Source organism: Brachyspira innocens ATCC 29796, assembly GCF_000384655.1.
Lineage (GTDB): Bacteria > Spirochaetota > Brachyspiria > Brachyspirales > Brachyspiraceae > Brachyspira > Brachyspira innocens.
In genome coordinates this window covers 1-23109 of sequence record NZ_ARQI01000082.1, presented here as the reverse complement: position 1 = coordinate 23109, position 23109 = coordinate 1, and the positions used below count along the sequence as shown (strand labels likewise).

Here is a 23109-nt window from a genome sequence, read left to right as displayed (position 1 = left end):
ATAGAAAACTTAGATGATATACCTAATTTGAACGATGAAATAGAAGATAACAGTGAAGATAACAAAAATGATGAAGAAGATAATAATATAGAAGACACTATAGAAAACTTAGATGATATACCTAATTTGAATGATGAATTAGAAAATGATACTGAAGATAATAAAACAGACGATACCACTGAAAACATGGACGATATACCTGATAATGAAGAAAATCCAGATAGTATAAAAGATGATGAAGATAATCTTGAAGAGACAGTTGATAATGTAGACAATAATAAAAATGAGGATATAATAAAAGGCATTGATGATATTATAGATGATAATAATGAGGGGGACATTTTGATAAGTCATGGTTCTATTTTAGAAGATGAAATAGTAAAAAAAGAAGAAGAGTACTTTTCTTCAAGCGATGCTTTTAACTTCTCTCTTAACAGAGATTTTCTTCTTGGCGATTATGATGATGAAGAAAACAGCGATAATAATAATAATTCTAATTTATCACCTAATTTCAGGGAAGAATATGATGATGGAGAAGTAGTAAAACCTGCAAGCGAAAAAGATACATTTGATACAGATGACCTTACAGATAAAGATTTATATGATCCTGAAGAGGTACCTAAAATACCAGATGATTTTTACAGAGAAGCAGAAGAAAAAGTAAAAGAGAACATGACAGCTGGTTGGAAAAATGTATTAAAATCAATCAGAGGTAAAAAATTCATCAATAAAAATATGCATGATATGCTTAATTGGATAAAAGAGCAGTCTGGTCTTGATATAAAACATGCTGCTATGCTTACAAGAAAAGATGACGGAAACTATACTGTAGATGAATCGCAGAATATATCAGATGCTACAAAAGATAAATTAAATATAACTGAAAATGAAGCTTTATTTAAAAAGATTCTATCGCATAAAAAAACTTTATATGTATCAGATCCGTTTTCTTCTGATTCTCTAAAAAATAAATTTGATTCTGCTGACAGAGAAAATATATCGCATATGATATTTGTTCCAGTAGAAAATGATGAAGGAGGATTAAAATCATTCTTTATAGGACTTTCATCTAACTAAAATAATTTAATATAAAGAGGTTAAAGCAAATAAATGGAATATATTATAGTAGTATCAGCATTTATAGTTATAGGCATCATTGTAAGCTTAGTATTTGGAAAAATATTAAAAATCAAAGTATTCGGCGGCTGGGTTATGATGTTTCTTATATCTACTGCAGGTGCTCTGCTTGGTTCTTATTATCTTCCTAGAATAAGCAATATACAATATGTAAGAATAAATTTATCATCTGCTGTATTAGGTGCTATTATACTTGTTATTCTTTTATATATATTTACTCCTAAATCTTTAAAATAAAGGATAAAAATAAAATGTTTATAAAAGAGATGAAAGGTATAGTAAAACCAACTATAAAAGATGATGAAGCTATAGAAAATATACGAAAAGCAGCAAAAATCGCACAGGAATCTATAGATTTGGCTTTCAAACTTTGTATCTCTGGAGTAAGGGCTTCTAAAGTAGATAAAGAAGTTGAAAAATTTATAAAAGCTCAAAATGCATACCCTGCTAACTTTGAAGTTCCAGATTATGGATTTGCTACAAGCATATCAAGCGGTAATGAAATAGCACATGGAAGACCTACTAATAATAAAATACTTGTTCATGGAGAGCCTGTATGCGTGGATGTAGGAGTAAAATATAACGGATACTATGCTGACTGTGCTAGAACTGTAGTTATAGAAGGCGGTATGGGTTCTGTCAATCACAGGGCATATAAACTTATAGATGCCTGCAAAAAATCTTTAGAATACTCTATTTACAAATTAAAGCCCAATGTACTTTTAAGCGAATATGGAAAAACTGTTGAAAATAAAGTTCATGAATATGGATTTAATGTCATAAAATCACTTACAGGACATGGTGTGGGTTATGAATATCATGAAGCTCCTTATATATTTAATTTTTATCACCCTAATAATGATGTAATATTAGAACCTAATATGGTGCTTGCATTAGAGCTTATGATAACAAACGGCACTGATAAATATGAAAAAGAAAAAGACGGCTGGACTTTATCTACTCCAGATTATTCTTTAGCTGTACATTTTGAACATACTGTTTTAATCACTCAAACTGGTGTGGAAATACTTGGTATAAAAAAATAGAATTATTAATAAATTATTCTTCAAGCCACATAGGTTTTCTTTCAAAGCCTACATGATAAGTAAGCCATTGAAGAACTACTTGATGTTCTCCTAAATTAAATAGATAAAAATTTCTTTCTATACCTATAATTTTTCCTTTAGGAATTTCATTTAAACATTTATTTAAAAGCTCATTCGCTTTTTGATAATCTTCTTCTTTATAAGGAATATTAGGATCATTCTGACCTACTATTATCCTCTTAACATATCTTATATTACTTAAATCAAAAATTTTATTTTCAGCCATACTAAACTCCAAAATAAAAAACTAATTAACATTTTTACTAACTATCTATAACTAATACCATATTTTCAAAATTATTTACAATTTTATCATTGATTTTTATACCATTTTTAGATGAGAAATAAAGTTCATAAGAATCTTTTGAAACATTATCATTAATAGAAAATACATTTTCAGATATTTTATATGCTGTAATAGTAAAACTAATATCAGAATTGTAGTTTGTATAGGAAAGAAAATTATATACTTCTTTAGTATTAAATTTATCCTGTAAAAGAGGTATTAAAGCAGAATACTTTTTGAAAAGTTCTGCCTCACAGACCTCTTTTATCAGAATAGATTTTTCATCTAAATTTTTTTTTATATTATTAAAACTAATAATCATTTTTTAATTTTAATATTAGAAATATATAACTTTATTATCATTTATTTTTATTATCATCATTAGATGATTTAGGTGATACAGGAGCTATATTAGCATTAATAATATCTAATACTCTAGCAAGCCCTTCAGGCATACCTTGATCAACTGCATGAACTTCTACATGGTATTTAGCTGAAGTATCTGTTTTTCTAGTATTTTCTTGATGAGAACTTACAGAACCTGTTATTGTAGCTTTAATAGAAAATAATCCTAAATTAAGGTCGCCCTCACCTGATCCTGATCCACTTGCATCCTTATCACTTTTTTCTTCTTCTGAACTTTTTACTTCCATATCAAAAGTAATATCAACTGAATCTACAAATAGAGACGGTACTTTAACTATACTAATAAAAGGTACACTTAATTGCATATCTACAGTACCAGGATTATTATCTGCAGTATTTTGACCATCTGGTGTTATTAATCTTTTGTATTGAAACTCAACCATTCTTAATGTCTTATCACCATCTTTAGTTTGATCAAAAGCTACCGTTTCTATAAAGTTTTTTGTAGTATTAGCCAAACTTAATTGGGCATCGGCTACCGCCTGTAAAGGACCTCCTATAAGAGATGCCATTGGAAGACCTGTAAATTGATTTGCTATTATACCAGCCATAATTTCCTCCTTAAAGTATATTTTTTATATTTTAATATTTAATTAATTTTCATTATTAATTTCATTATTTATATCATTATTAATATCATTTTTGTCATCTTTGACTTCTATGAGTCCTTGACTTAAATTTGTTATTTCGTTTATGAGTCTAGACATTCCATCACTAATTTCTGTCTTAGAAATTAAAACTTCAACATTTATAGTTGTTCCTTTGCATTTATCTAAACCAGCACCTGTAACATCGACAGATATATTTGAAGAATTTTCAAAATCTCTCATTTTACATACTTTATCATCATCATAAACATCATTAAATACGGATTTATTATTACTTTTTTGTGGTTCTATAAGTTCAACAAGACCTATATCAAAAGAAGTTTTAACTGAATCTATATTAAGCTGAGATATTGGAAGCAAATTTATATATGGAGCACAATAATACTTATTACCATATTCATTGTTTTCATCAGGTACGCCGATTTTTAATCTTATAGGAAATACACCAGGCAAATATTCGCCTACACCACTATGATTTCTATCTCTCTTTTTTTTAAAGTATTTTGATAAATTACTTAGCTGTACTTCTTCTAGCTGAGCTTCTGCCTCAGCTACTGATTTTGCAATTGCAATAATTACTTCATTAAATTTAGCCATAACACTAATCTCCTAATATATTTTATTATTATAATAATCATATAGAAAATTTTTTAAATGAATTATAGTATACATTTATTACTACAATTAAATAATTTCATAATCATAATATATTTTTTATTAATTATAATACATTTAATACTAAATAAATTTTATTAAAAAACTAACATTATATAACTTTTAAATTACTAATCTAATATAGAAAGTTTATAAAAAATAATATATACTAATATAAAATTATAGTTATAAAAAATTATAATAAAAAAATTAATTTCAGGAATATATTTATGGGAAGCGTATTTGGTAATAATATTAAATTAAGTTTATTTGGAGAATCACATGGCGAGGCTATAGGCTGTGTTATAGACGGTTTTCCTTACGGCATTAATATAGACTATGACTTTATAGATAGTGAAATGGACAGAAGAAGGGCAAAAAATGCAAAGCTTGCAACAGCCAGAACAGAATCTGATAAACCAGAAATATTATCAGGTATTCTTGAAAATAAAAGCACTGGAATGCCTATTGCTGCCATAATTAAAAATGAAAATAAAAGAAGCGGGGATTATTCTAATTTAAAAATAATGCCAAGACCTTCTCATAGTGATTATACTGCTATGCTTAGATATGACGGATTTAATGACATAAGAGGAGGAGGGCATTTTTCTGGTAGATTAACTGCTCCTTTAGTATTTGCAGGGGCTTTAGCAAAATTAGCTTTAAAAGAAAAATTTGACATAGAAATAGCTGCTCATATTAAACAAATATATAATATAAAAGATAAATACCCTAATAATACATTCCCAACTTATGAAGAGTTCATAAGCAATTACAATAAAGAATTAAGCGTTTTTGATGATGAAGCTATGAATAAAATGATAAGCATAATAGAAGAAGCTAAAATGAATATGGATTCTGTTGGAGGTATTATAACAGCTGCTGCCTTTAATGTACCTGCTGGTTTTGGAGATCCTTTTTACTCATCTATAGAAAGCAGAATAGCCCAGTCAATGTTTGCTGTTCCTGCTGTAAAAGGAATTGATTTCGGACTCGGATTTGATTTTGTAAACTATAAAGCAAGTGAATGTAATGATCTATATACTATAAAAAACTATAATAATATAAAAAAAGTGGAAACAAAAACTAACAATAACGGAGGAATACTAGGCGGAATATCAAACGGCATGCCTATAATAGTTAATGCTGTAATAAAGCCTACTCCATCAATATCAAAAGAACAACTCACTCTAAACATAGAAACAAAAGAAGAGGATATTTTAATTATTAAAGGACGTCATGACCCATGCATAGCTGTAAGGGCAGTACCTGCAATAGAGGCGGCACTTGCTATTGCTATACTTGATTTATGCATAGATATGAAAGGGAAATTACTATAATTAAGAAAAAATATTTACCGCACGTTAAACCAAATTCTTAAATATAATGAAATTTGAAATTCCAAATAAAACCTATAATTATTAACTTCATTCTACGTGCGGTGAAAAACGCAATGAATTTAAAAAACCCTTGGGTGGGCAGCTAAAAATAACAGATTAAAACTATAAAGAAAAAATAATGCATAAATTACAAAATAAGGTTAAAAAATTTAGAGGGCGGGCAGATGTAATGAAATTTTTTAAATTTTATTAAGATTCAGACATTTATTATTATAGTATATTTTAATTCATATTGTATTCATTACTTAAATTATAAATCAAGAGTTAATAAGGTTTGAAATTTCTTTAATGAAATATTAGTAAAATTTTAATTATAGATAAACTTATATTTGTTCTGTGTGTGTAAAGAAGGCTATAAATTAAAAAAACATTAGTTGGGTAATCGGTTTAAAATTAAAATCCCAATCACTATTTACTGGAATTGTATGTCCGTCACTGTTTTTAAAATAAAATGTTATACAGTTTTCATAATATATGCTTATAGATGTTAAACTTATTGATTTTATGAATTCTTCTTTTTCTGTATTATGAGGCTTAAATATACTCTCTGCCGCGCACTCTTTTAATTTCCTATCAATATCTTTTTTATTAGCGAATATTTTTTTGATTATATCAACGCTTCTTTTATTAAAATCTTCATTAATATTGTCAAAGAAGATTAAAATATTATTGTTAGTCCAATACATCTCTTTCTTAAAACTGTTTATATCCTTATTAAGTTCAAAATCGCCTAACTCTTCATCTTTATAATAAATAATCTCTGAATATTTTTCTAATATGATATTTAAATCATCATCTTTATAATCATTATCAACTATATCTTCAAGTAAAAAATTAATATAGAAGTTATCAGGATCTTTTTCTTTTCTTACCTTTAATCTTACTATGCTTTCATCTTTAAGTATTTTTAAATATTCTTGAGCTTTTTCAATCTTTTTATGAATAATAATATGAGTATTTTCTATAATTTCATTGGTAGAAATATTTTTTAAAGCGATAGCATAAACAAATAAAGTATAATATTTATCCCAAGGTATTTTATTGTATTTGCAGCATGACCTTTTTAGTACGAATGCCATGTCAAAAATTTCATCATCAAAATTTTTATTAAAGTCTTTAATTTCTTTGTCCATTTTTACACCCTGTTAATATTTTAATATGCTAGTATAAAATATCAATAATAAATTTTAAAAGTTTTATTAATACAAACCATTTATTATATATAAATTTACTAGTAGATTTAATTTTTAAATATGTGCTTTTGCAGCTTTTGCCACGGGAAAAGTTGACATAAAAATAAAATAGAACTTAGATATCAATACTTTGTTTTTATATATTTTATCACAAGCTAAGGCATAATTATATTAAAAATTTATTTAATGCATGATAAGTAAAATTCATGTTTTATCGTGCATAGAAGTAATTAAAAATTAATTATCCTTCTATATGAGCATCTGTAAAATTAAAATCACAGTCGCTTTCTACTACTATAGTATGTCCCCAGAAAATATCCCCGTCATCAAACCAAAATGTTATAATATCTTCACTTATAGTTATAGATGTTAAGGTTATTAATTTTTCAAACTCTTCTCTATTTATATGAGGCTTTTCTGCATCATCGTTCCAGCTGTTGGCATCTTCAATCATATTTTCGGATATATACTCTTTTAGTTTTTTGTCAATATCTTTTTTATTAGTAAATATTTTCTTTATTATATCAACACTTTTTTTATTTAGTTCTTCATCAATATCTTCAAATAAGACTGAAATATTATTATCATTCCATAGTATATCTTTACTAAACATGTCTATACTTTTATCAAGCTCAAAATCTCATAACTCCTCATCTTTATAATAAACAGGCTTAGAATATTTTTCTAATATAATATTTAAATCATTATCTTTATAGTTGGTGTCAATAATATCTTCAAGCAAAAATCTCATATATAAATCATGAGTATTTTTTTCTTTTTTCACCTTTAATCTTGCTATGCTTTTACTTTTAATCATTTGAAAATACTCTTTTGTTTCTTTAACTTTTTTCTGAATAAGAATATTATCATTTTCTATAATTTCATTAGAGGCAATATTTTTTAAAGCTATCGCATGAATATATAAAGTGTAATATTTATCTTTATTAGCTTTACTAGCCCCTAAGCATGATTCTTTAAGCACGAACGCCATGTCTAAAATTTCATCATCAAAATTGCTATTAAAATTTTCAATTTCCTTGCTCATTTTATATCCTTTATCTTTATTATTTTTGTAACTTTTGTATTCTTATATATAATTCATTAATTTCTACTTTATTTATATTCTCATTATAAATTTCTGAATGTATAACTAATGGTATAGTTTTTATATATTTTAAGGTATATTTTAAATATTCTAGTAAATTACTTAAATAATTCTTATAATTTCCTTCATCTATTCTTGATAAATAATCGTGTATTAATAATAATGAATTATAATATATATTATAACTTACATCTATTTCTGTTTTAAACATTTCAAAGGATTTGATAATATGTTCTATATCTCTATTGTATATTTCTTTAGCATCTAATAAAGTATTATGAATATGCATATATTTTTGATATTGTACTCCATATTTATAATTTTTTACTTTAGAATATTCATTTTCAATTTCATTAATATAATATTCAAAATAATTCTTTACTATATAAGCAATTCTATAGGATTGATTTTGTTTTTTTATTTCTTCTGCCTGTTCTTCATTTTTTTTATTTAATTTGTTATTAAGACATATGCCATGAATAAATGCTATAAGCGGAATAATAATACTTCCAATTAAAGATAGCATATCAATTACTGATTTGCTTGTAATAATAGATATAGTATTATCATTTAACCCTACATTTGTTATCTCTATAATATTAGTTAAGTAGTTAGTAACGAAGTTTGTTGTATAATTAGTTATTGTTATTTGGTTTGTAATCATTATATCCTCATAGCTTTTTATACAAATGTAAAATCTATTCTAAAATATGTTATTTATGATAACTAATCAAACACACCTATTAAGTACTATATAAAATAGCCAATAGGTGCGTGAATAAGTTTTTACTTCATAAAATAAGATTTTACTGTTCCATATATTGACGAGGTAAATCTCTTATTAATTTCTAAAGGATTTATATATTCTTCTTCATTGCAGCTGCCGTTTTCATCTAGTCTGTGGAAAGCAATATTTTTAAATGTTACTTTTTCTCCCGCCTCTATTCCAAACCACATATATTCAAAATCTATACGACATGCAATATTTAATATAGAGTCTTTTAATTCATAATAAGTATAGCTTCCTCCGTCCTCAATATCTCTGCTTCTTTCAAATGACATTTTATTTGCCATTGACATAATCTCGCCTGCTGTTATTTCTTGATCTTCAAAAGAAATGATTTTGTTGTTTTTTATATACTCTTCTTTCACTTCTTCAAATAATAAATCAAGCTGGTTTATAGGCTGTGATATTTCGTAGTCGCTTAATTGAGTTTTCCATTTTGATAATTTTTCATCGTCTAATTCTATAGGGTGAACTAAAGTAATATTCTTTTTATTTTTAAGACTGTCTTCAAATATATATTCTTCTTCATCAAAGGTATTGAAAGAACCGTCTTCCATATATCTAAAACTCTCTATTAAATTATTTTTTTCATCATAAACACCCCATATAAGTTTTAAAGCAAATATATTCATTATAGGGTTTTCCACAAAAAGCTCAGTAAAAGTTTTATAAGACCATTTACGTCCGTTCAATAAAACTTTATTTAATCTTGTCATTTGATTAGAAGTTATCATTTTAATATTTTTCTTTATCAAAGTTAATTCTTTTTTAGCTGCATCTGCTTTTTCTTTATCATCTTTGCTGTTTGGTGCAGGAAGCGATTTTAAAACTTTATTGTTTGAATCTGTTATTTCTATAGTGAAATCATTTTTTATTTGAAGTTTAAATACTCTGTCGGCTTCTCCTCCGTAATGAAGTTCTCTTGACCCTTTTTTATCAAAATCCAAATCTGGTATTATTTTATCTATAAGTTCATCTTCTGAAATCTCTAATGCTTTGGCAGTCTTTTTTAATGCATCTTTAGCAGCATTTTTAACCTGATTATTTTTAACTTTTACAGACATAGTATCAACTAAAACCAATGCAAATTTGCTTGCTTTTAATGCTATGGCATATACTGCATGTGCTGCTAATGCTCCTCTTGAGTTTAATGCCCATTCTTCAATCTGAGCCTTTAACTTTAAGAGTTTATCTTCAGTTTGAAAAAGACAATATGGAATAAGTATATTTTTTAATTTTGTATCTGCCTTATTATCAAGCCAATTTGAATATATATCATCAAGTACATTTCTAAGTGAATCAATATCAAAAAACTCTGCTATCTTGTTGCAGTCTTTTAATATTGAAGGCTCTTTTAAAGCAATATATTCCATAAACACATACTTAACTATATTTAAAGGAGCTTTAGTTTTTTTATCTTTTAATAAAATATTAGAGAGTATATTTTCGTCTATATCTTTTATTAGAGTTTCATGTCCTTCATTATAGTATTTATTTAAATATTCGTTTATTTCGTCAACACTTTTAAATTGAAAATCATCATCAAACTTTTGTAAATCCCAATATTTAATTATCTCTTTATAAACTGTTCTTGAAGCCTCTTTTCCCTCATTTGCCAATTTTTCTACTTCGCTTCTTACAATGCTTTCATTATTATTTATTACCGATACACAATGCTTTTTTATTTCTTTTGATTTTGCTGTGTCGAGAACTTTAAAAACAAAATCAAATTTATTATCAATAAGTTCGTTTAATTCATCACTGAAAATATAATTAATGAATGATATAGTACCACTAATATTTGCTGTTATAGAAGTGATAAATGATTTTTCTTCCATAATAGATTTTGTTTCTTCTACATTATTTTTGATAAGTGTGATAATATCATTTTTTGAGTTTAATAATGATAAATAAATATCTTTTAACGGTACTTTTTTATCATTAACTAATTTTTCTTTAGCTTCTAAAATATTTCTATTATAGAATATTTTCTGAATAGAAACATAAATAGAAATTTTGCCGTATATTCCGTAATGCTTTAATAATTTAGTAGTAATTTCTGATGCTTGATCATTTATACCATCAAGCGACATTATAGCCGATAAATAATGACTATGATTATCATAAGAATAATCTTTTACATATTTAAAGCTTTTAGAAGTTATTTCATCGAAACTTTTAATAGGTCCTTCTATTTTTAATAATTCCACACACATTGTTTTGAGAGTTTCTACAATAACATTAGTATCAATATTATATTTGTTATCATTTGCTGCAAGCATAATTGATGAAAGCATAGTATAATCAAGATATAATTGTTCCAATTTTGATTTTGCTATTATCTCATAAAGTCTATAAAATGTTTCTCTATCTTCATCATATAATTTTTTTACTTCTACTGTTAAATATGAAATAAAAAGTGTTTTGTTGTTAACGATTGTGTTTAACAAAATACATTCTTTAGGGAAATTGCATAGTTCTAAATATTCAGGTATAAGTTTTTGTGTGTAGTAATAATATCCTTTATCCTCTGAATATCCTTTAAATAATCTTTTATATAGCTTTATAGTTCTTGTCATATCTTTGTATATATTCACAAGAAAATAAATGATGTTATTATCTTTATTTAGAATATTCATTAATCTTTTATAAACTTCTTCATCTTTATCAACTATACTAAAAAGTAATGATATAGTTTCTTCATCATTTATTTTTAGAGAATCTATATAATTTAATAATTGTTTGATGAGGCTTTTATCATCATCTCTATTTATAAGATATACCAAAATAGTTAATAATAAATGAGACTCTTTATTCAATAATGCTTTATTGTCATTTTTTACTTTTTCTAAGTATTGATTAAACTTTTTAGGCATACAGCCTTCTAATTCTAAAAACTTATAAAAATTATTGACTTGTATTTTTATATATTTAGATGCTTCATTATTAGCTAAAGTTGCTTTAGAATATTTTGTATCATATATAGTTCTTTCAGCTGTATTATTATAACTTTCTATTAATACTTTTTCTAAATCTTCACCAGTGCATAATCTTAAAATTATATAAGCATTTTTACCTTTGTATATATCTTTAATCACAGTTTCAGCGTATTTTGACAGAGCTTTTTTATCTTCTTCTTTAGTATTTTCATCAAAATAAAACTTAAAAATTTCTTCTGCATCAACACCGTAATAATTTCTTAAAGTGGGGCAGCTGTTTGATCTTCCGTAAAAATAATCAAGAAATGCATTCTTATTATTTTCATATTGGAATATTCTTTCAAACTTATTTCTTATTTGTTCTTCATTACTGATATTATTCTCCATAGTTAGTACCTCATCTTTCAATAGTATTTTTATATAGTATAATTAATTTTTTTCATTATGTCAAATTTTTATTACTGTTGCTATGTTCGCCTTCGCCTATAATTAGCAAATAAATAAATTTATTTGCTGGCTTCGGCTCACTGTTTGGTTTATATGTTTCTTAAGCAAATATTATTATTTTTTAATTGTATTTATATCAACTTTTTCCAGCCTTCGCTCTACGGGCTTTGCCAAAAGTTACAAAAAGTGCAAGTATAAAATTAGTGCTCAATCATATTAAAATAGTATTACATGTAAGATAAATTATTAATTTAAGCTAAAATATATCCCTTCGCGAAGCGTATCTGAGTTTATTGAGGATATAGCTTCTTTGGGGCACCAGTGGGGTTCGGCATGACTGTGTGTTTCGCAGCAAAGCCACAGATATTAAAAACAAAATATGATTTTATTTTTGACAAATTGTAATTGTTTAGGTATATACAAATTCTATTTACCGTGCGTTAAACAGATTCAAGGCTTAACTAATGATTAATTTGTAATAATATTTTTAAATAAAACTTTAAAATATAAATAAAATATTAAAATGGAATGCATCATAAATATATTTTTTATTTTTAAGAATTTGACAAAAAATATAAAACATGTATAATTAAAAATGTTAGACTATTCTAACATTTAGAGGAGCTATATTATGAATATTAATTTAAACGGAGTATCTGAAACTTTATTAATTACACTATGGGCTAAAGCAGAAGAAAGTAAAAGAGAAGATTCAATTATCAAAGATTATAAATCTATAGAAATATTAAAAGAAATAAATTATGATTTTTCAAAGTTCAAAAACTCTAAAGGAACTCAAGTAGGTACTTGTGTAAGAACAAAAATAATAGATGATATAATAAGAGATATTATTGAAAAAAGTTCAGCAGAAAGTTTTAGTATTATCAATTTAGGAGCAGGTCTAGATACAAGAGTAAGCAGATTTATAAAGGATAATATTTATTGGTATGATATAGATTTTGAAGATGTTATTTTGTTAAGAAAACAATTTTTTAAAGAACTAGAAAATAATAAAAATTATGAATGCATATCATCATCTATACTAGATTATAGGTGGATAAAAAATATTAAAGTAAGAGGAACTGTTATAATAATATCTGAGGGGGTATTGATGTATATAGAAGAAAGTTATATAAAAGAATTAATTGAAAAACTATCTGAAAACTTTATTAACTGCCATTTTATATTCGATACTATACCTACAATTTTTGCTAAAAATACAAAACTTCATGAAACAGTAAAAGAAACAAATACAGTATTTAGATGGGGATTAGATATACCATCAGATATAGAAAAATTAAGCAGTCATATAAGATTTATAAACAGTTATAATTATGCTGATTATTTTAAAAATAGATGGGGACTTATGGCTATATTAAGACATTTACCATTTGCAAAAAATATGATAAACTTTAATACTATTCATATAAGACTTGTTTAAAATATTCTTTATTTAGTTTAATAAATTTTATTCTCACTCCCCGCCCTCTAAATTTATTTGTATTATTATGTTACTGATATGCTATTTTTTGTTTTTTGGTTTGATACTGTTATTTTAGCTGCCCGCCCAAGAGTTTTTTAAATTTGCTGCGTACTTACCGCACGAATTACGTAATTATAAATAACAGATTTATTTGTAATAACAATATTTATTATATAATGAGATTTATTTACCGTGCGTTAAAACATGTGTAGTATGAAATAAAATATTTTATCAAAACTGGAGATAATGGGGCTCGAACCCACGACCCTCACAATGCCATTGTGATGCTCTCCCAAACTGAGCTATATCCCCTTGAAATGTGTAAATATTCTAAATGATTTTTAATTAAAAGTCAATTATATTGGTATTAAGTTTTTGTTTAAAAAATTAAGTATTTTGAAAATAGTTATCGTATCGGTAAATATGGTTAATTTGTATTATATTTTAATATATCAATGTAAAAATCTATTATAAACATCTATTATCAAAAAAAACATTAAACAATTTTTAATTATACCGAAAATATTTTATAAGAAATACTAAAATTTTTGGAGGAATACGCCTTATGATGCGTTCATTATTTGCCGGCGTGTCTGGTTTACAAAATCATCAAACTCGAATGGATGTAGTAGGAAATAACATTGCAAATGTTAATACATACGGATTTAAAAGAGGAAGAGTTACTTTTAAGGATATGATAAGCCAATCTTTAAGCGGGGCAGCAAAGCCTCAGGAAGATAGAGGCGGTATCAATCCTCAACAAGTAGGCTTAGGTATGATGGTTGCAACTATAGACACTATACATACACAAGGTGCTTTACAAGTTACAGGTGTAAACACTGATTTAGCTATTCAGGGAGAAGGTTTCTTTATCGAAAAAAGAGGAAATAATTCTTACTATACAAGAAACGGAGCTTTCTCTTTAGACAGAGACGGTTATTTAGTTAATCCTTCTATAGGTTATAAGGTACAAGGCTGGAATGCTGTACTTAACCCAGAAACAGGAGAAATGGAATTAAATACTTCAGCTGGTGTAGAAGATTTAATTATACCAGTAGGTTCAAAAGACCCAGCAAGAGCTACAGCAAATACTAAATATTTCTGTAACTTACAAAAAAGCGGAGAAACACATCAGTCAGATTTAACTATATATGACTCTACTGGAATACCACGTCAGTTAAGAGCAACTTTCACTAGAACAGATGTTAACAGATGGGATATGACAATAGATATACCAGATGCAACAGAAGGAAGTGTAAGCGTATCAGCAGGCGACCCAGTAGAAGGCGGCGGAAACAATACTTTCCAATTAGTATTTAATGATGCTGGTTCTTTAATTTCTGTAAGCGATGGTACTAATACTCAAACAGAAGGAGTATTAATGCCTAATGTATCTTTCACTTATCAAGGAACAGAAGGCGAAGTAAATCAAACTATCAACCTTACTATGGGAGAAGTTGGTTTATTTAATGGTATTACACAATTTGAATCTCCATCAACTACTAAAGCTATAGAACAAGACGGATACACTATGGGTATGCTAGAAGGTTTCAGCTTTGATGACAACGGTCAGATAACAGGTGTATTTACTAACGGTAATAGAAAAACTTTAGGACAGGTTGCATTAGCTAAATTTAATAATGCAGGCGGTTTGGAAAAAGCAGGCGATACATTATTTGTAGCAAGCAATAACTCAGGAGCTGCTAATATCGGTACTGCTTCTGCTGAAGGAAGAGGTTCTTTAAAAGCAGGCGCTTTGGAAATGTCTAACGTAGATTTGAGCGAACAATTCACTGATATGATAGTAACTCAAAGAGGTTTCCAATCTAATGCCAGAACTATTACTACAGCAGATCAAATGCTTCAGGAAGTTATAGCACTTAAGAGATAATTATAATAGTAGTAGTATACTTTTTATAATTTTATAGTATAATAGAGTTAGGAGTTTCTGATATTATGATACATATAACAAGATTTGACGGAAGTATATTATATGTTAATCCGCATCAAATAGAATTTATGGAGGAAACTCCTGATTTAGTAATAACGATGTTATCTGGAAGGAAGGTAGTAACTAAAGACAGCTTTGAAACTGTACTTAACAGAATAGTAGAGTACAGAAGCAGAATAGTTTGTGAAAATAGTGTAAAAAAGCCATCATTCTATGGTAATGAAGAATAAAAAAATAAAAATAAATTTTAGTTAGAGAGTAAAATATGGATATAATTGTACCTATATGTCTTATAATGCCATTAGCAATTAACTTATTCGGTATTATCGGGGGAGGCGGTTCGTTAGGGAACTTCCTTGATATAGCATCAATAATAGTAACAGCAGGTGGTGGTGCTAACTCGCTTATAATGGCTAATGACATCGGAACAGTACTAGGCGTACCTAAAGCTATTAAAGTACTTTTACAAAAGCCTGCATATTCAGAAGACCAAATAATAATAACATTAATAAGTTTTTCTGAAAAAGCCAGAAGAGAAGGACTGCTTGTACTTGAAGATGATATACAGGAAGTTTCAGACCCATTTCTTAAAAAAGGTATGCAGCTTGTAGTAGACGGAACAGACCCAGAGCTTGTAAAAAACATTCTTAATACAGAAATAGATAATATAGAATCAAGACACGACTCTGTAAGAAAAGTATTTGACGATGCTGCTTCTCTTTTCCCTGCTTGGGGTATGATTGGTACATTAATAGGACTTGTAATCATGCTTAGAAGTTTGGGCGGCGGCGGCGGTCTTGAAACAATAGGTTCTGGTATGGCTGTAGCACTTATTACTACATATTACGGATCTGTTATAGCTAACGGTTTTGCTTTGCCTATATCAGGAAGGCTTGCTGCAAGACACTCTTCTGAGGCAATGGTAAAAAGTATTATGCTTGAAGGTATTTTATCTATACAGGCAGGTGATAACCCTAGAATAGTAAAAGATAAACTTGTATCATTCTTACCTCCAGCTCAGCGTCAGAAAGTTAATGAACAAGTTGGAGATAGATAATAATTTTAGAGGTAAAAAATGGCAAAAATTAAGTTTGGTAAAAAAGCTAAAAAAGCAGGCGATAAGGCAGACACTCCAGGTCCTTCAGCTCCATTATGGCTGCAAACTTACGGGGACTTCGTAACTTTGGTATTAACATTTTTCGTAATGCTTCTTGCTACAATGTCTACTTCTGTTAATGATTCTGCTATACAGCTTATTGCCACAGCATTCCAAGGCTCATTCGGTGTTATGCCGGGCGGTGCTACTCTGTCACAAAGCAAACTTGTTTACGGCGGAGCTAATGCCGATACACTGCCTTCTACAGACAGAGGATATTCTATGGGCAGAAGTATTGATAAGGCAGTAGCAGTATTGGAAGCTGAAATAAAAAGCAAAAAAGTAAGAGTAGAAGAAGATGAAAGAGGTTTTGTTATAAGTCTTGGTGCTGACCAATATTTTGAATCAGCTTCTACTAATATAATAGACAGCCAAAATAATGTAGAAACATTTATTAAATTGGCTTCATTGCTTAGCGGTATCCCAAATGAAATAAGAATAGAAGGTCATACTGATTCAGGTTCTATTATACCAGGAAGTATTACTGAACAGAAATTTGGTAATAACTGGGGACTTTCTTCTGCAAGAGCTATGGTTATTTTAGAAAAACTTTTTGAAAATGATCAGACTGGAAAGCTTGATAGAAATAAATATTCTATTGCGGGATATGCCGATACCAGACCTGTGGCTTCTAATGATTTGCCTGACGGCAGAGCTTTGAATAGAAGAGTGGATATTGTTATAGTAAGAAATGATGTTACCTACTATAACCAAAGATAAATAAAATTATACTAACTAAAAATTATGCTTTTAGCTGATAAATGGCAAGACTATAAAATTATAGACTGCGGAGATGGCGAAAAACTTGAGAATATAGGCGGCTTTTTAGTATCGCGTCCAGATTCTCAAGTTATTTGGCCTAAACGTTTAGATAAATGGACTAATGTAGATGCAATATACCATCGCTCGGATAAAGGCGGAGGGTATTGGCAATATATTAATAAACCTAAAGATAATTTTATAATCAAATACAATGATTTATCATTCAAAATAGAGTTTACTAATTTCAAACATATAGGACTTTTTCCAGAGCAGGCCGTTAATTGGCAGTTTATTATAGATAAAATCAAAGAAAAAAAATCTTCTACTCATGAAAATAGAGAAATTAAAGCTCTAAATTTGTTTGCATACACTGGCGGTGCAACTGCAGCATGTGCTTATGCTGGATGCAATGAAGTTGTACATGTTGATGCCTCAAAAAAAATAGTCTCTCATGCCAAAACAAATATAGAAATTAATAATCTTCATCAAAAAAAGGTAAGATTTATTATAGAAGATGTTATTAAATTTGTACTTAGAGAAGTAAGACGCGAAAGAAAATATGATGTTATAATAATGGATCCTCCAGTATACGGAAGAGGACCTAACGGAGAACTTTGGCAGATAGAAACAAGTTTAAAAAGACTAGTAGAAGAATGTGTTAAACTTTTGTCAGACTCCCCTATTCTATTTTTAATCAACTGCTACACGGCAAGTTTTTCTCATATATCTTTAAAAAATATATTATCTTCGTATATAAAAAATAAAGGTACTTTTGAAAGCGGAGAAATAGGACTTCCAATAGAAAATTCTGATATGATTCTACCTTGCGGTATATATGCAAGATTTTATTCATAAAAAAGGAGCCTTTTCTAATTAAAAAAGCCCCTTCTTATTATCTTTCAAACTTTTATTAATAGCTTATTGTCTCACCTTTTTCATGTATTTCTAAAAATCTTAATAATTCTGCTTTTACCTCATCAGCAGTATCTAAAGTAAGAACTCTTTTTGCAAGCATCTGACATTCAGCTTTATCTAAAGATATAATCATTTTCTTAACTTCAGGTATTGATATAGCAGACATAGAAAATACATCAAGACCCAATCCAAACAATAAAGGTACAGCAAGTAAATCCCCTGCTAATTCTCCGCACATAGAAATAATAATACCATTAGCATGAGCACCGTCTATAGCCATTTTTATAGCTATAAGTACTGAAGGATTATAAGGATCGCAAATACTAGCTATTTTTTCATTTCCCCTGTCTGAAGCTAAAGTATACTGGGTAAGGTCATTAGTACCTATAGAGAAAAAGTCAGCTTCTCTTGCAAATGCCTCTGCTCTGAATACAACTGAAGGTGTTTCTATCATCATTCCAAGTTCTAATGCTTCATTAAAAGCAATATTTTCTTTGACAAGCTCAAGTTTGCATTCATTAAATATAGCCTTAGCTTTTCTAAGTTCTTCCAAAGATACTATCATAGGAAGCATTACCTTTATCTTACCGAAAGCGGAAGCTCTAAGCAAAGCTCTGAATTGAGTTCTTATAATAGAAGTTTTATCCAAACATATTCTTAAAGCTCTCCAGCCTAATGCAGGATTCTCCTCTTTAGGCATTTCCAAATAAGGCAGATACTTATCGCCTCCAATATCCATAGTACGTATAGTAACTGTGTGTCCGCTCATAGCAACTGCTACTTCTTTATAAGCTTTAAACTGCTCTTCTTCTGTAGGAAAATCGGTATTTTCCATAAAAAGAAACTCAGTTCTGTAAAGACCTATACCATCAGCACCATTTTTCAAAACTCCGCCTAAATCTGCAGGAGAACCTATATTGGCATATACTCTTATTTTTGTTCCGTCTTTAGATATAGCATCTTTATGGGCATATTCTTTTAATAAAGCTCTTTTCTTATCAAATTCATCTTTTAATTTTAAACATTCATCTATAGATTCTTTGGAAGGATCTATGATAACAGCCCCTGTATTTCCATTGATTATAATAGTTTGATTGTTTTCTAAATCTTTTAGAATTTCTCCGATACCAACTACAGCAGGAAGCTCTAAAGATCTAGCCATTATAGAAGTATGCGAAGTACGTCCGCCTATTTCTGTAATAAAACCTAAAGTATTATCCAAATCTAAATTGGCAGTATCTGAAGGGGTTAAATCTCTAGCAACAACTATCGAGTCCTTTGGAAGATTAGAAACATCAACAATTTCTTCCCCCTGAATATTTCTTATCCATCTGTCAGAAATATCTACTAAATCACCAGCACGCTCTCTTAAATATTCATCTTCAACTTCGCTTAAAATTTTAGTATAAACTTCTATACCTTGAGATAAAGCATACTCAGCACAAACTTTATCATCAGCTATAATATTATTAACCTCTTCAAGTAAATCCTCATCTTCAAGCAAAGTTATATGAGCATCAAAAATTGCTGCCTTTTCTTCTGAAACTTTTTTTGCTGTTGTTTCTCTAATTTTTAGAAGCTGTTCTTTTGTTTTATTTCTAGCTTCTAATAATTTCTTTTGCTCCTCAGCTACATTTGCACAAGGACATTTAGATACTACAATATCCTTCTTAAGAAGCAGATATACTTTTCCTATAGCTATACCGGGGGAAACCCCAATTCCACTAATTCTTTTTTCCATATTATAAGTCCAAAAAAAATTAATCTTTTAAATTAGCAAGAAACTCTTCTATTTTTTTTAGATTTTCTTGTTCATTTTCACCATCGCAATAAATAGTAAGTACTGAATCTTTTTTTACTCCTAAAGATAAAACTTTTAAAAGAGATGAAGCATTTACTCTTTTTCCAGCTTCATTTTCTATTTCTATTTTACAATTTTGTAATGTTTTTATGAATGTAACAAATTCATTACCAGGTCTGGCATGAAGCCCTGTATCATTTTGTATAGTAACTTTACCTGTAGTCATCGGCAAAACTCCTCCGTTCTTTTCTTATATATGTTTATATATTTTAAAGTATATCAGTTTTTTCTCATTTGTCAAATTATATATGTACTAAAAAGTATGTTTTATATACTAAATACATACTTTTTATTTAATTTATATATTAAATATAGAATTACTTATATAGTATATATCTATATCTTATTTATCATATTAAAATAAATTCCCTGAAGAACCAAAAAAGGATAGACTTTGCATTTTAAGAGTTTTAAATTTGATATGCCGCCTGTAAGAAAGATTTTTGATTTTATATTATATTTAGATTTTATATATTTTTTCGCTTCTAAAACAACATAATTAACGGTTCCTATGGTATTATATATAGCCCCAGACATGATGGCATCTTTTACATTATTATTTATAGGGCTTGGTATTGATGATATTGGACCTATTTCATAATAAGGAAGTGAAGTTGTATTAGATAATGCCTGATAACTGGTTTTTGTACCAGATATTATCATACCGCCCAAAAATGTAAAATCTGAAAGCATAACACTGACTGTTGTTGCTGTACCCATATCTATAACTACAGAAGCATATTTATTATTATCATCATACCCCTCAAGACATATAGAAGCATAAGTTGATAAAATTCTGTCTATACCTACAGAATCTTTAGGCTCATATAAATTATCTTTAAGTTTTATATCATTATGTGTAACTCTATAAGGCTTAATGTTAAAACAATCTTCTACACTGCCCTCAAACAAATCATTTACCTTTAAAGATACACTACTATAAAATACATTTTTTATATTGCTGTAATTATTTTTTATTTCATCTAATGCATTTACCAAATCCAAAGCATTGCTATGCTCTATAGCTTTAAAATATATTGGAGCATTGTTATTATTTTCAAATATTGCTAACTTAACTCTCGTATTTCCAATATCAGCAAGCAAGTACATTTTCTTCTCAAGCCTCGTCCCTTATATTGTTGCTTTCTAAAAAATTTCTAGTTTTTTCAAGTAAAAATTCTCTGTTATTTAATTCAGGCTCATCTAATATTAAATCAAGCAAATAATTTAATATTTTACCTATCAAAGGGCTAGGCTTTAAATGAAATTCATTAATAAGATCATTACCATCTATTTTTAAATCTTTTACTGTTATAGCATTTTCTTCTTCAATTATCTTATCAATTCTAGCCAAAAGTTTAGGTATAGCCTTACTTTCTTTATCTTTTCTGTGTCCGCTTCCAAGTCTGTCAGCTTCTCTTAATCTTAAAAGAGGCTTTATATTTTCAACACCAATAGCACGCATAAACCTTCTAACTGCTCCATCTGTCCACTCGTCCTGATAATAAAACATATGCTGCCTAACTAATAGTGTTACAAAATCTATCTCGGAATTAGAATATTTTAATCTCTTCATTACATTTTTAGCTACTTTTGCTCCTACAACCTCATGATTATAATAAACAGGATCATCTTGTTTTGAAACTTTTTTCTGAACCATAGGTTTAGCTATATCATGAAAAAGAGCAGCAAGCCTTACTAATAAAGTTAATTCTTCAGTTTCTAAAGGTTCTACAGACTGTATAGTATGAAGTATATGATAATAAACATCGTATTTATGAAATTTATTTTGAGTAACTCCGTATCCCTGCATAAGCTCTGGAAGTATTAATGATAGTACGCCAGTTTTTCTTAAAAGCTCCAAACCTCTGAAAGGATTTGAAGACAATAATATACCATTAAACTCTTCCCGTATACGCTCAGCTGCAATAGAAGCAAGCATACCTGTAGAATGTGTTATAGCCTCAAATGTTTCTTTTTCTATTTCAAAATTTAATTTAGCAGCAAATCTTATAGCACGCATTATTCTAAGGCCGTCTTCTCTAAATCTCTCATAAGGATCACCTACAGATTTTACTATCTTACGCTTGATATCCTTCATACCATCAAACATATCTATAAGAGTACCGTCTAAAACATTATATGCCATCGCATTTATAGTTAAATCTCTTCTTGGTAAATCATCTTCTATACTTGAAGCATATTCTACATTGTCTGGGTGTCTTCCGTCACTGTAATTGCCGTCGCTTCTGAAAGTGGTTATTTCTACATGCATGTCCTCTATAATAACAAGTATAGTACCATGCTTTATACCAGTTGGAACAGTATATTTAAATATTCTTTGTACATCTTCTGGCTTGGCATCTGTAGTGATATCATATTCATGCGGAGTAATTCCCATTACAGCATCTCTTACAGCCCCTCCAACCAAAAAACATTGAAAGCCCTCTATATGCAGTATCCTTGCTATTTCTTTTATCGGATGCGGTATATCTGTAAATATTTTCTTCACTTAATATCCTATTTATTTTATACTCTATATAGTATATACAATTTTTCATTAATTACAAATTATATTTTATATAAAATAGACAATATAATTAAGCTTAATAAAAAAATTATCTACAAACAGTTGTATAAATTTATTAATCTATATAAAATTATATAATATTTAAATTAATACATTATAAAATGATGTATATGTACTATATACTTAAACAACTATAGTTTGTCAAAATTAGTTTTTATATTTTTATTATTTTCGGGAACTAGCCCTGCGTGCCTTCGGCAACCCACACTTCTTTTGTGACGCTGTCCGCCTCGCTCTGCGTGCCGTAGGCAGGTGTGCCACAAAGAAGTAAAAAGGCTACATTTCAGGCTAAATTTAGTAATT

General features: G+C 28.3%; 20 protein-coding genes, 1 tRNA gene and 2 pseudogenes. 10 read left to right on the top strand and 13 right to left on the bottom strand.

The features are described 5' to 3' along the window. The 3 genes and pseudogenes from F811_RS16700 to map form a co-directional block, all read left to right on the top strand. Window positions 1-1077: pseudogene (locus tag F811_RS16700) on the top strand (AAA family ATPase); the annotation flags it as partial. Between the two features lie 33 nt (window positions 1078-1110). Continuing rightward, window positions 1111-1374, top strand: coding sequence for a hypothetical protein (locus tag F811_RS0103120; RefSeq protein ID WP_020003831.1), 264 nt, complete (start codon window positions 1111-1113; stop codon window positions 1372-1374). Between the two features lie 14 nt (window positions 1375-1388). Then, window positions 1389-2183 carry a type I methionyl aminopeptidase gene (gene map, locus F811_RS0103115; protein ID WP_020003830.1) on the top strand — a complete coding sequence of 265 codons (795 nt, stop codon included), beginning with the start codon at window positions 1389-1391 and terminating at the stop codon, window positions 2181-2183. Between the two features lie 13 nt (window positions 2184-2196). Here map and F811_RS0103110 read toward each other — a convergent pair whose 3' ends face one another. Genes F811_RS0103110 through F811_RS0103095 form a run of 4 tightly spaced genes read right to left on the bottom strand, consistent with a single transcriptional unit; the run spans window position 2197 to window position 4160 of the window. After that, window positions 2197-2469, bottom strand: a complete 273-nt coding sequence (locus F811_RS0103110) for a hypothetical protein (RefSeq protein WP_020003829.1) — start codon at window positions 2467-2469, stop codon at window positions 2197-2199. A 37-nt stretch (window positions 2470-2506) separates the two neighbouring features. Beyond that, complete coding sequence (locus tag F811_RS0103105; RefSeq protein WP_020003828.1) at window positions 2507-2851, bottom strand: hypothetical protein; 345 nt, start codon at window positions 2849-2851, stop codon at window positions 2507-2509. 37 nt (window positions 2852-2888) lie between these two features. Beyond that, window positions 2889-3506, bottom strand: coding sequence for a DUF2589 domain-containing protein (locus F811_RS0103100; protein ID WP_020003827.1), 618 nt, complete (start codon window positions 3504-3506; stop codon window positions 2889-2891). A 42-nt stretch (window positions 3507-3548) separates the two neighbouring features. Then, entirely contained in the window at window positions 3549-4160 is a 612-nt protein-coding gene (locus tag F811_RS0103095) for a DUF2589 domain-containing protein (protein WP_020003826.1), read from the bottom strand. 287 nt (window positions 4161-4447) lie between these two features. Here F811_RS0103095 and aroC point away from each other — a divergent pair, with 287 nt between their 5' ends. Then, complete coding sequence (aroC, locus tag F811_RS0103090) at window positions 4448-5557, top strand: chorismate synthase (RefSeq protein WP_020003825.1); 1110 nt, start codon at window positions 4448-4450, stop codon at window positions 5555-5557. A 419-nt stretch (window positions 5558-5976) separates the two neighbouring features. Here the strand turns inward: aroC and F811_RS0103085 are convergent, their stop codons facing one another. From F811_RS0103085 to F811_RS0103070, 4 genes and pseudogenes are all read right to left on the bottom strand, one after another. Further along, window positions 5977-6750, bottom strand: a complete 774-nt coding sequence (locus tag F811_RS0103085) for a DUF2262 domain-containing protein (protein ID WP_020003824.1) — start codon at window positions 6748-6750, stop codon at window positions 5977-5979. Between the two features lie 301 nt (window positions 6751-7051). Then, window positions 7052-7855 (bottom strand): annotated as a pseudogene (locus tag F811_RS15960) (DUF2262 domain-containing protein). Between the two features lie 19 nt (window positions 7856-7874). Continuing rightward, window positions 7875-8579, bottom strand: a complete 705-nt coding sequence (locus F811_RS0103075; RefSeq protein WP_020003821.1) for a hypothetical protein — start codon at window positions 8577-8579, stop codon at window positions 7875-7877. Window positions 8580-8701: 122 nt separating this feature from the next. Beyond that, window positions 8702-12028, bottom strand: a complete 3327-nt coding sequence (locus F811_RS0103070; protein ID WP_020003820.1) for a DUF4132 domain-containing protein — start codon at window positions 12026-12028, stop codon at window positions 8702-8704. Between the two features lie 691 nt (window positions 12029-12719). Here F811_RS0103070 and F811_RS0103065 point away from each other — a divergent pair. After that, window positions 12720-13529 (top strand): class I SAM-dependent methyltransferase, encoded by an 810-nt coding sequence (locus F811_RS0103065; protein ID WP_020003819.1) that lies wholly within the window; start codon window positions 12720-12722, stop codon window positions 13527-13529. 280 nt (window positions 13530-13809) lie between these two features. Here the strand turns inward: F811_RS0103065 and F811_RS0103060 are convergent. Then, window positions 13810-13883, bottom strand: a tRNA-Ala gene (locus F811_RS0103060). Window positions 13884-14136: 253 nt separating this feature from the next. On the opposite strand from F811_RS0103060, the gene flgE reads away from it, so the two are divergent. The 5 genes from flgE to F811_RS0103035 all read left to right on the top strand — a co-directional run bounded on the left by flgE (window position 14137) and on the right by F811_RS0103035 (window position 18295). Beyond that, the gene (flgE, locus tag F811_RS0103055; RefSeq protein WP_020003818.1) at window positions 14137-15462 is read left to right on the top strand and encodes a flagellar hook protein FlgE; all 1326 of its coding nucleotides are present in this window, start codon (window positions 14137-14139) and stop codon (window positions 15460-15462) included. Window positions 15463-15527: 65 nt separating this feature from the next. After that, window positions 15528-15752, top strand: coding sequence for a flagellar FlbD family protein (locus F811_RS0103050; RefSeq protein WP_020003817.1), 225 nt, complete (start codon window positions 15528-15530; stop codon window positions 15750-15752). 35 nt (window positions 15753-15787) lie between these two features. After that, window positions 15788-16579 carry a motility protein A gene (locus F811_RS0103045; protein ID WP_020003816.1) on the top strand — a complete coding sequence of 264 codons (792 nt, stop codon included), beginning with the start codon at window positions 15788-15790 and terminating at the stop codon, window positions 16577-16579. Between the two features lie 18 nt (window positions 16580-16597). After that, window positions 16598-17398 (top strand): flagellar motor protein MotB, encoded by an 801-nt coding sequence (locus F811_RS0103040; protein ID WP_020003815.1) that lies wholly within the window; start codon window positions 16598-16600, stop codon window positions 17396-17398. A 24-nt stretch (window positions 17399-17422) separates the two neighbouring features. Continuing rightward, window positions 17423-18295, top strand: a complete 873-nt coding sequence (locus F811_RS0103035; protein ID WP_020003814.1) for a class I SAM-dependent methyltransferase — start codon at window positions 17423-17425, stop codon at window positions 18293-18295. 55 nt (window positions 18296-18350) lie between these two features. On the opposite strand, the gene ptsP is transcribed toward F811_RS0103035, so the two are convergent. The 4 genes from ptsP to F811_RS0103015 form a co-directional block, all read right to left on the bottom strand. Then, window positions 18351-20096 carry a phosphoenolpyruvate--protein phosphotransferase gene (ptsP, locus tag F811_RS0103030; RefSeq protein ID WP_020003813.1) on the bottom strand — a complete coding sequence of 582 codons (1746 nt, stop codon included), beginning with the start codon at window positions 20094-20096 and terminating at the stop codon, window positions 18351-18353. Between the two features lie 19 nt (window positions 20097-20115). After that, the gene (locus F811_RS0103025) at window positions 20116-20382 is read right to left on the bottom strand and encodes an HPr family phosphocarrier protein (protein ID WP_013113543.1); all 267 of its coding nucleotides are present in this window, start codon (window positions 20380-20382) and stop codon (window positions 20116-20118) included. 170 nt (window positions 20383-20552) lie between these two features. Then, window positions 20553-21326 (bottom strand): type III pantothenate kinase, encoded by a 774-nt coding sequence (locus tag F811_RS0103020; protein ID WP_020003812.1) that lies wholly within the window; start codon window positions 21324-21326, stop codon window positions 20553-20555. A 7-nt stretch (window positions 21327-21333) separates the two neighbouring features. Continuing rightward, window positions 21334-22728 (bottom strand): CCA tRNA nucleotidyltransferase, encoded by a 1395-nt coding sequence (locus F811_RS0103015; protein WP_020003811.1) that lies wholly within the window; start codon window positions 22726-22728, stop codon window positions 21334-21336. Between the last annotated feature and the right edge of the window lie 381 nt (window positions 22729-23109).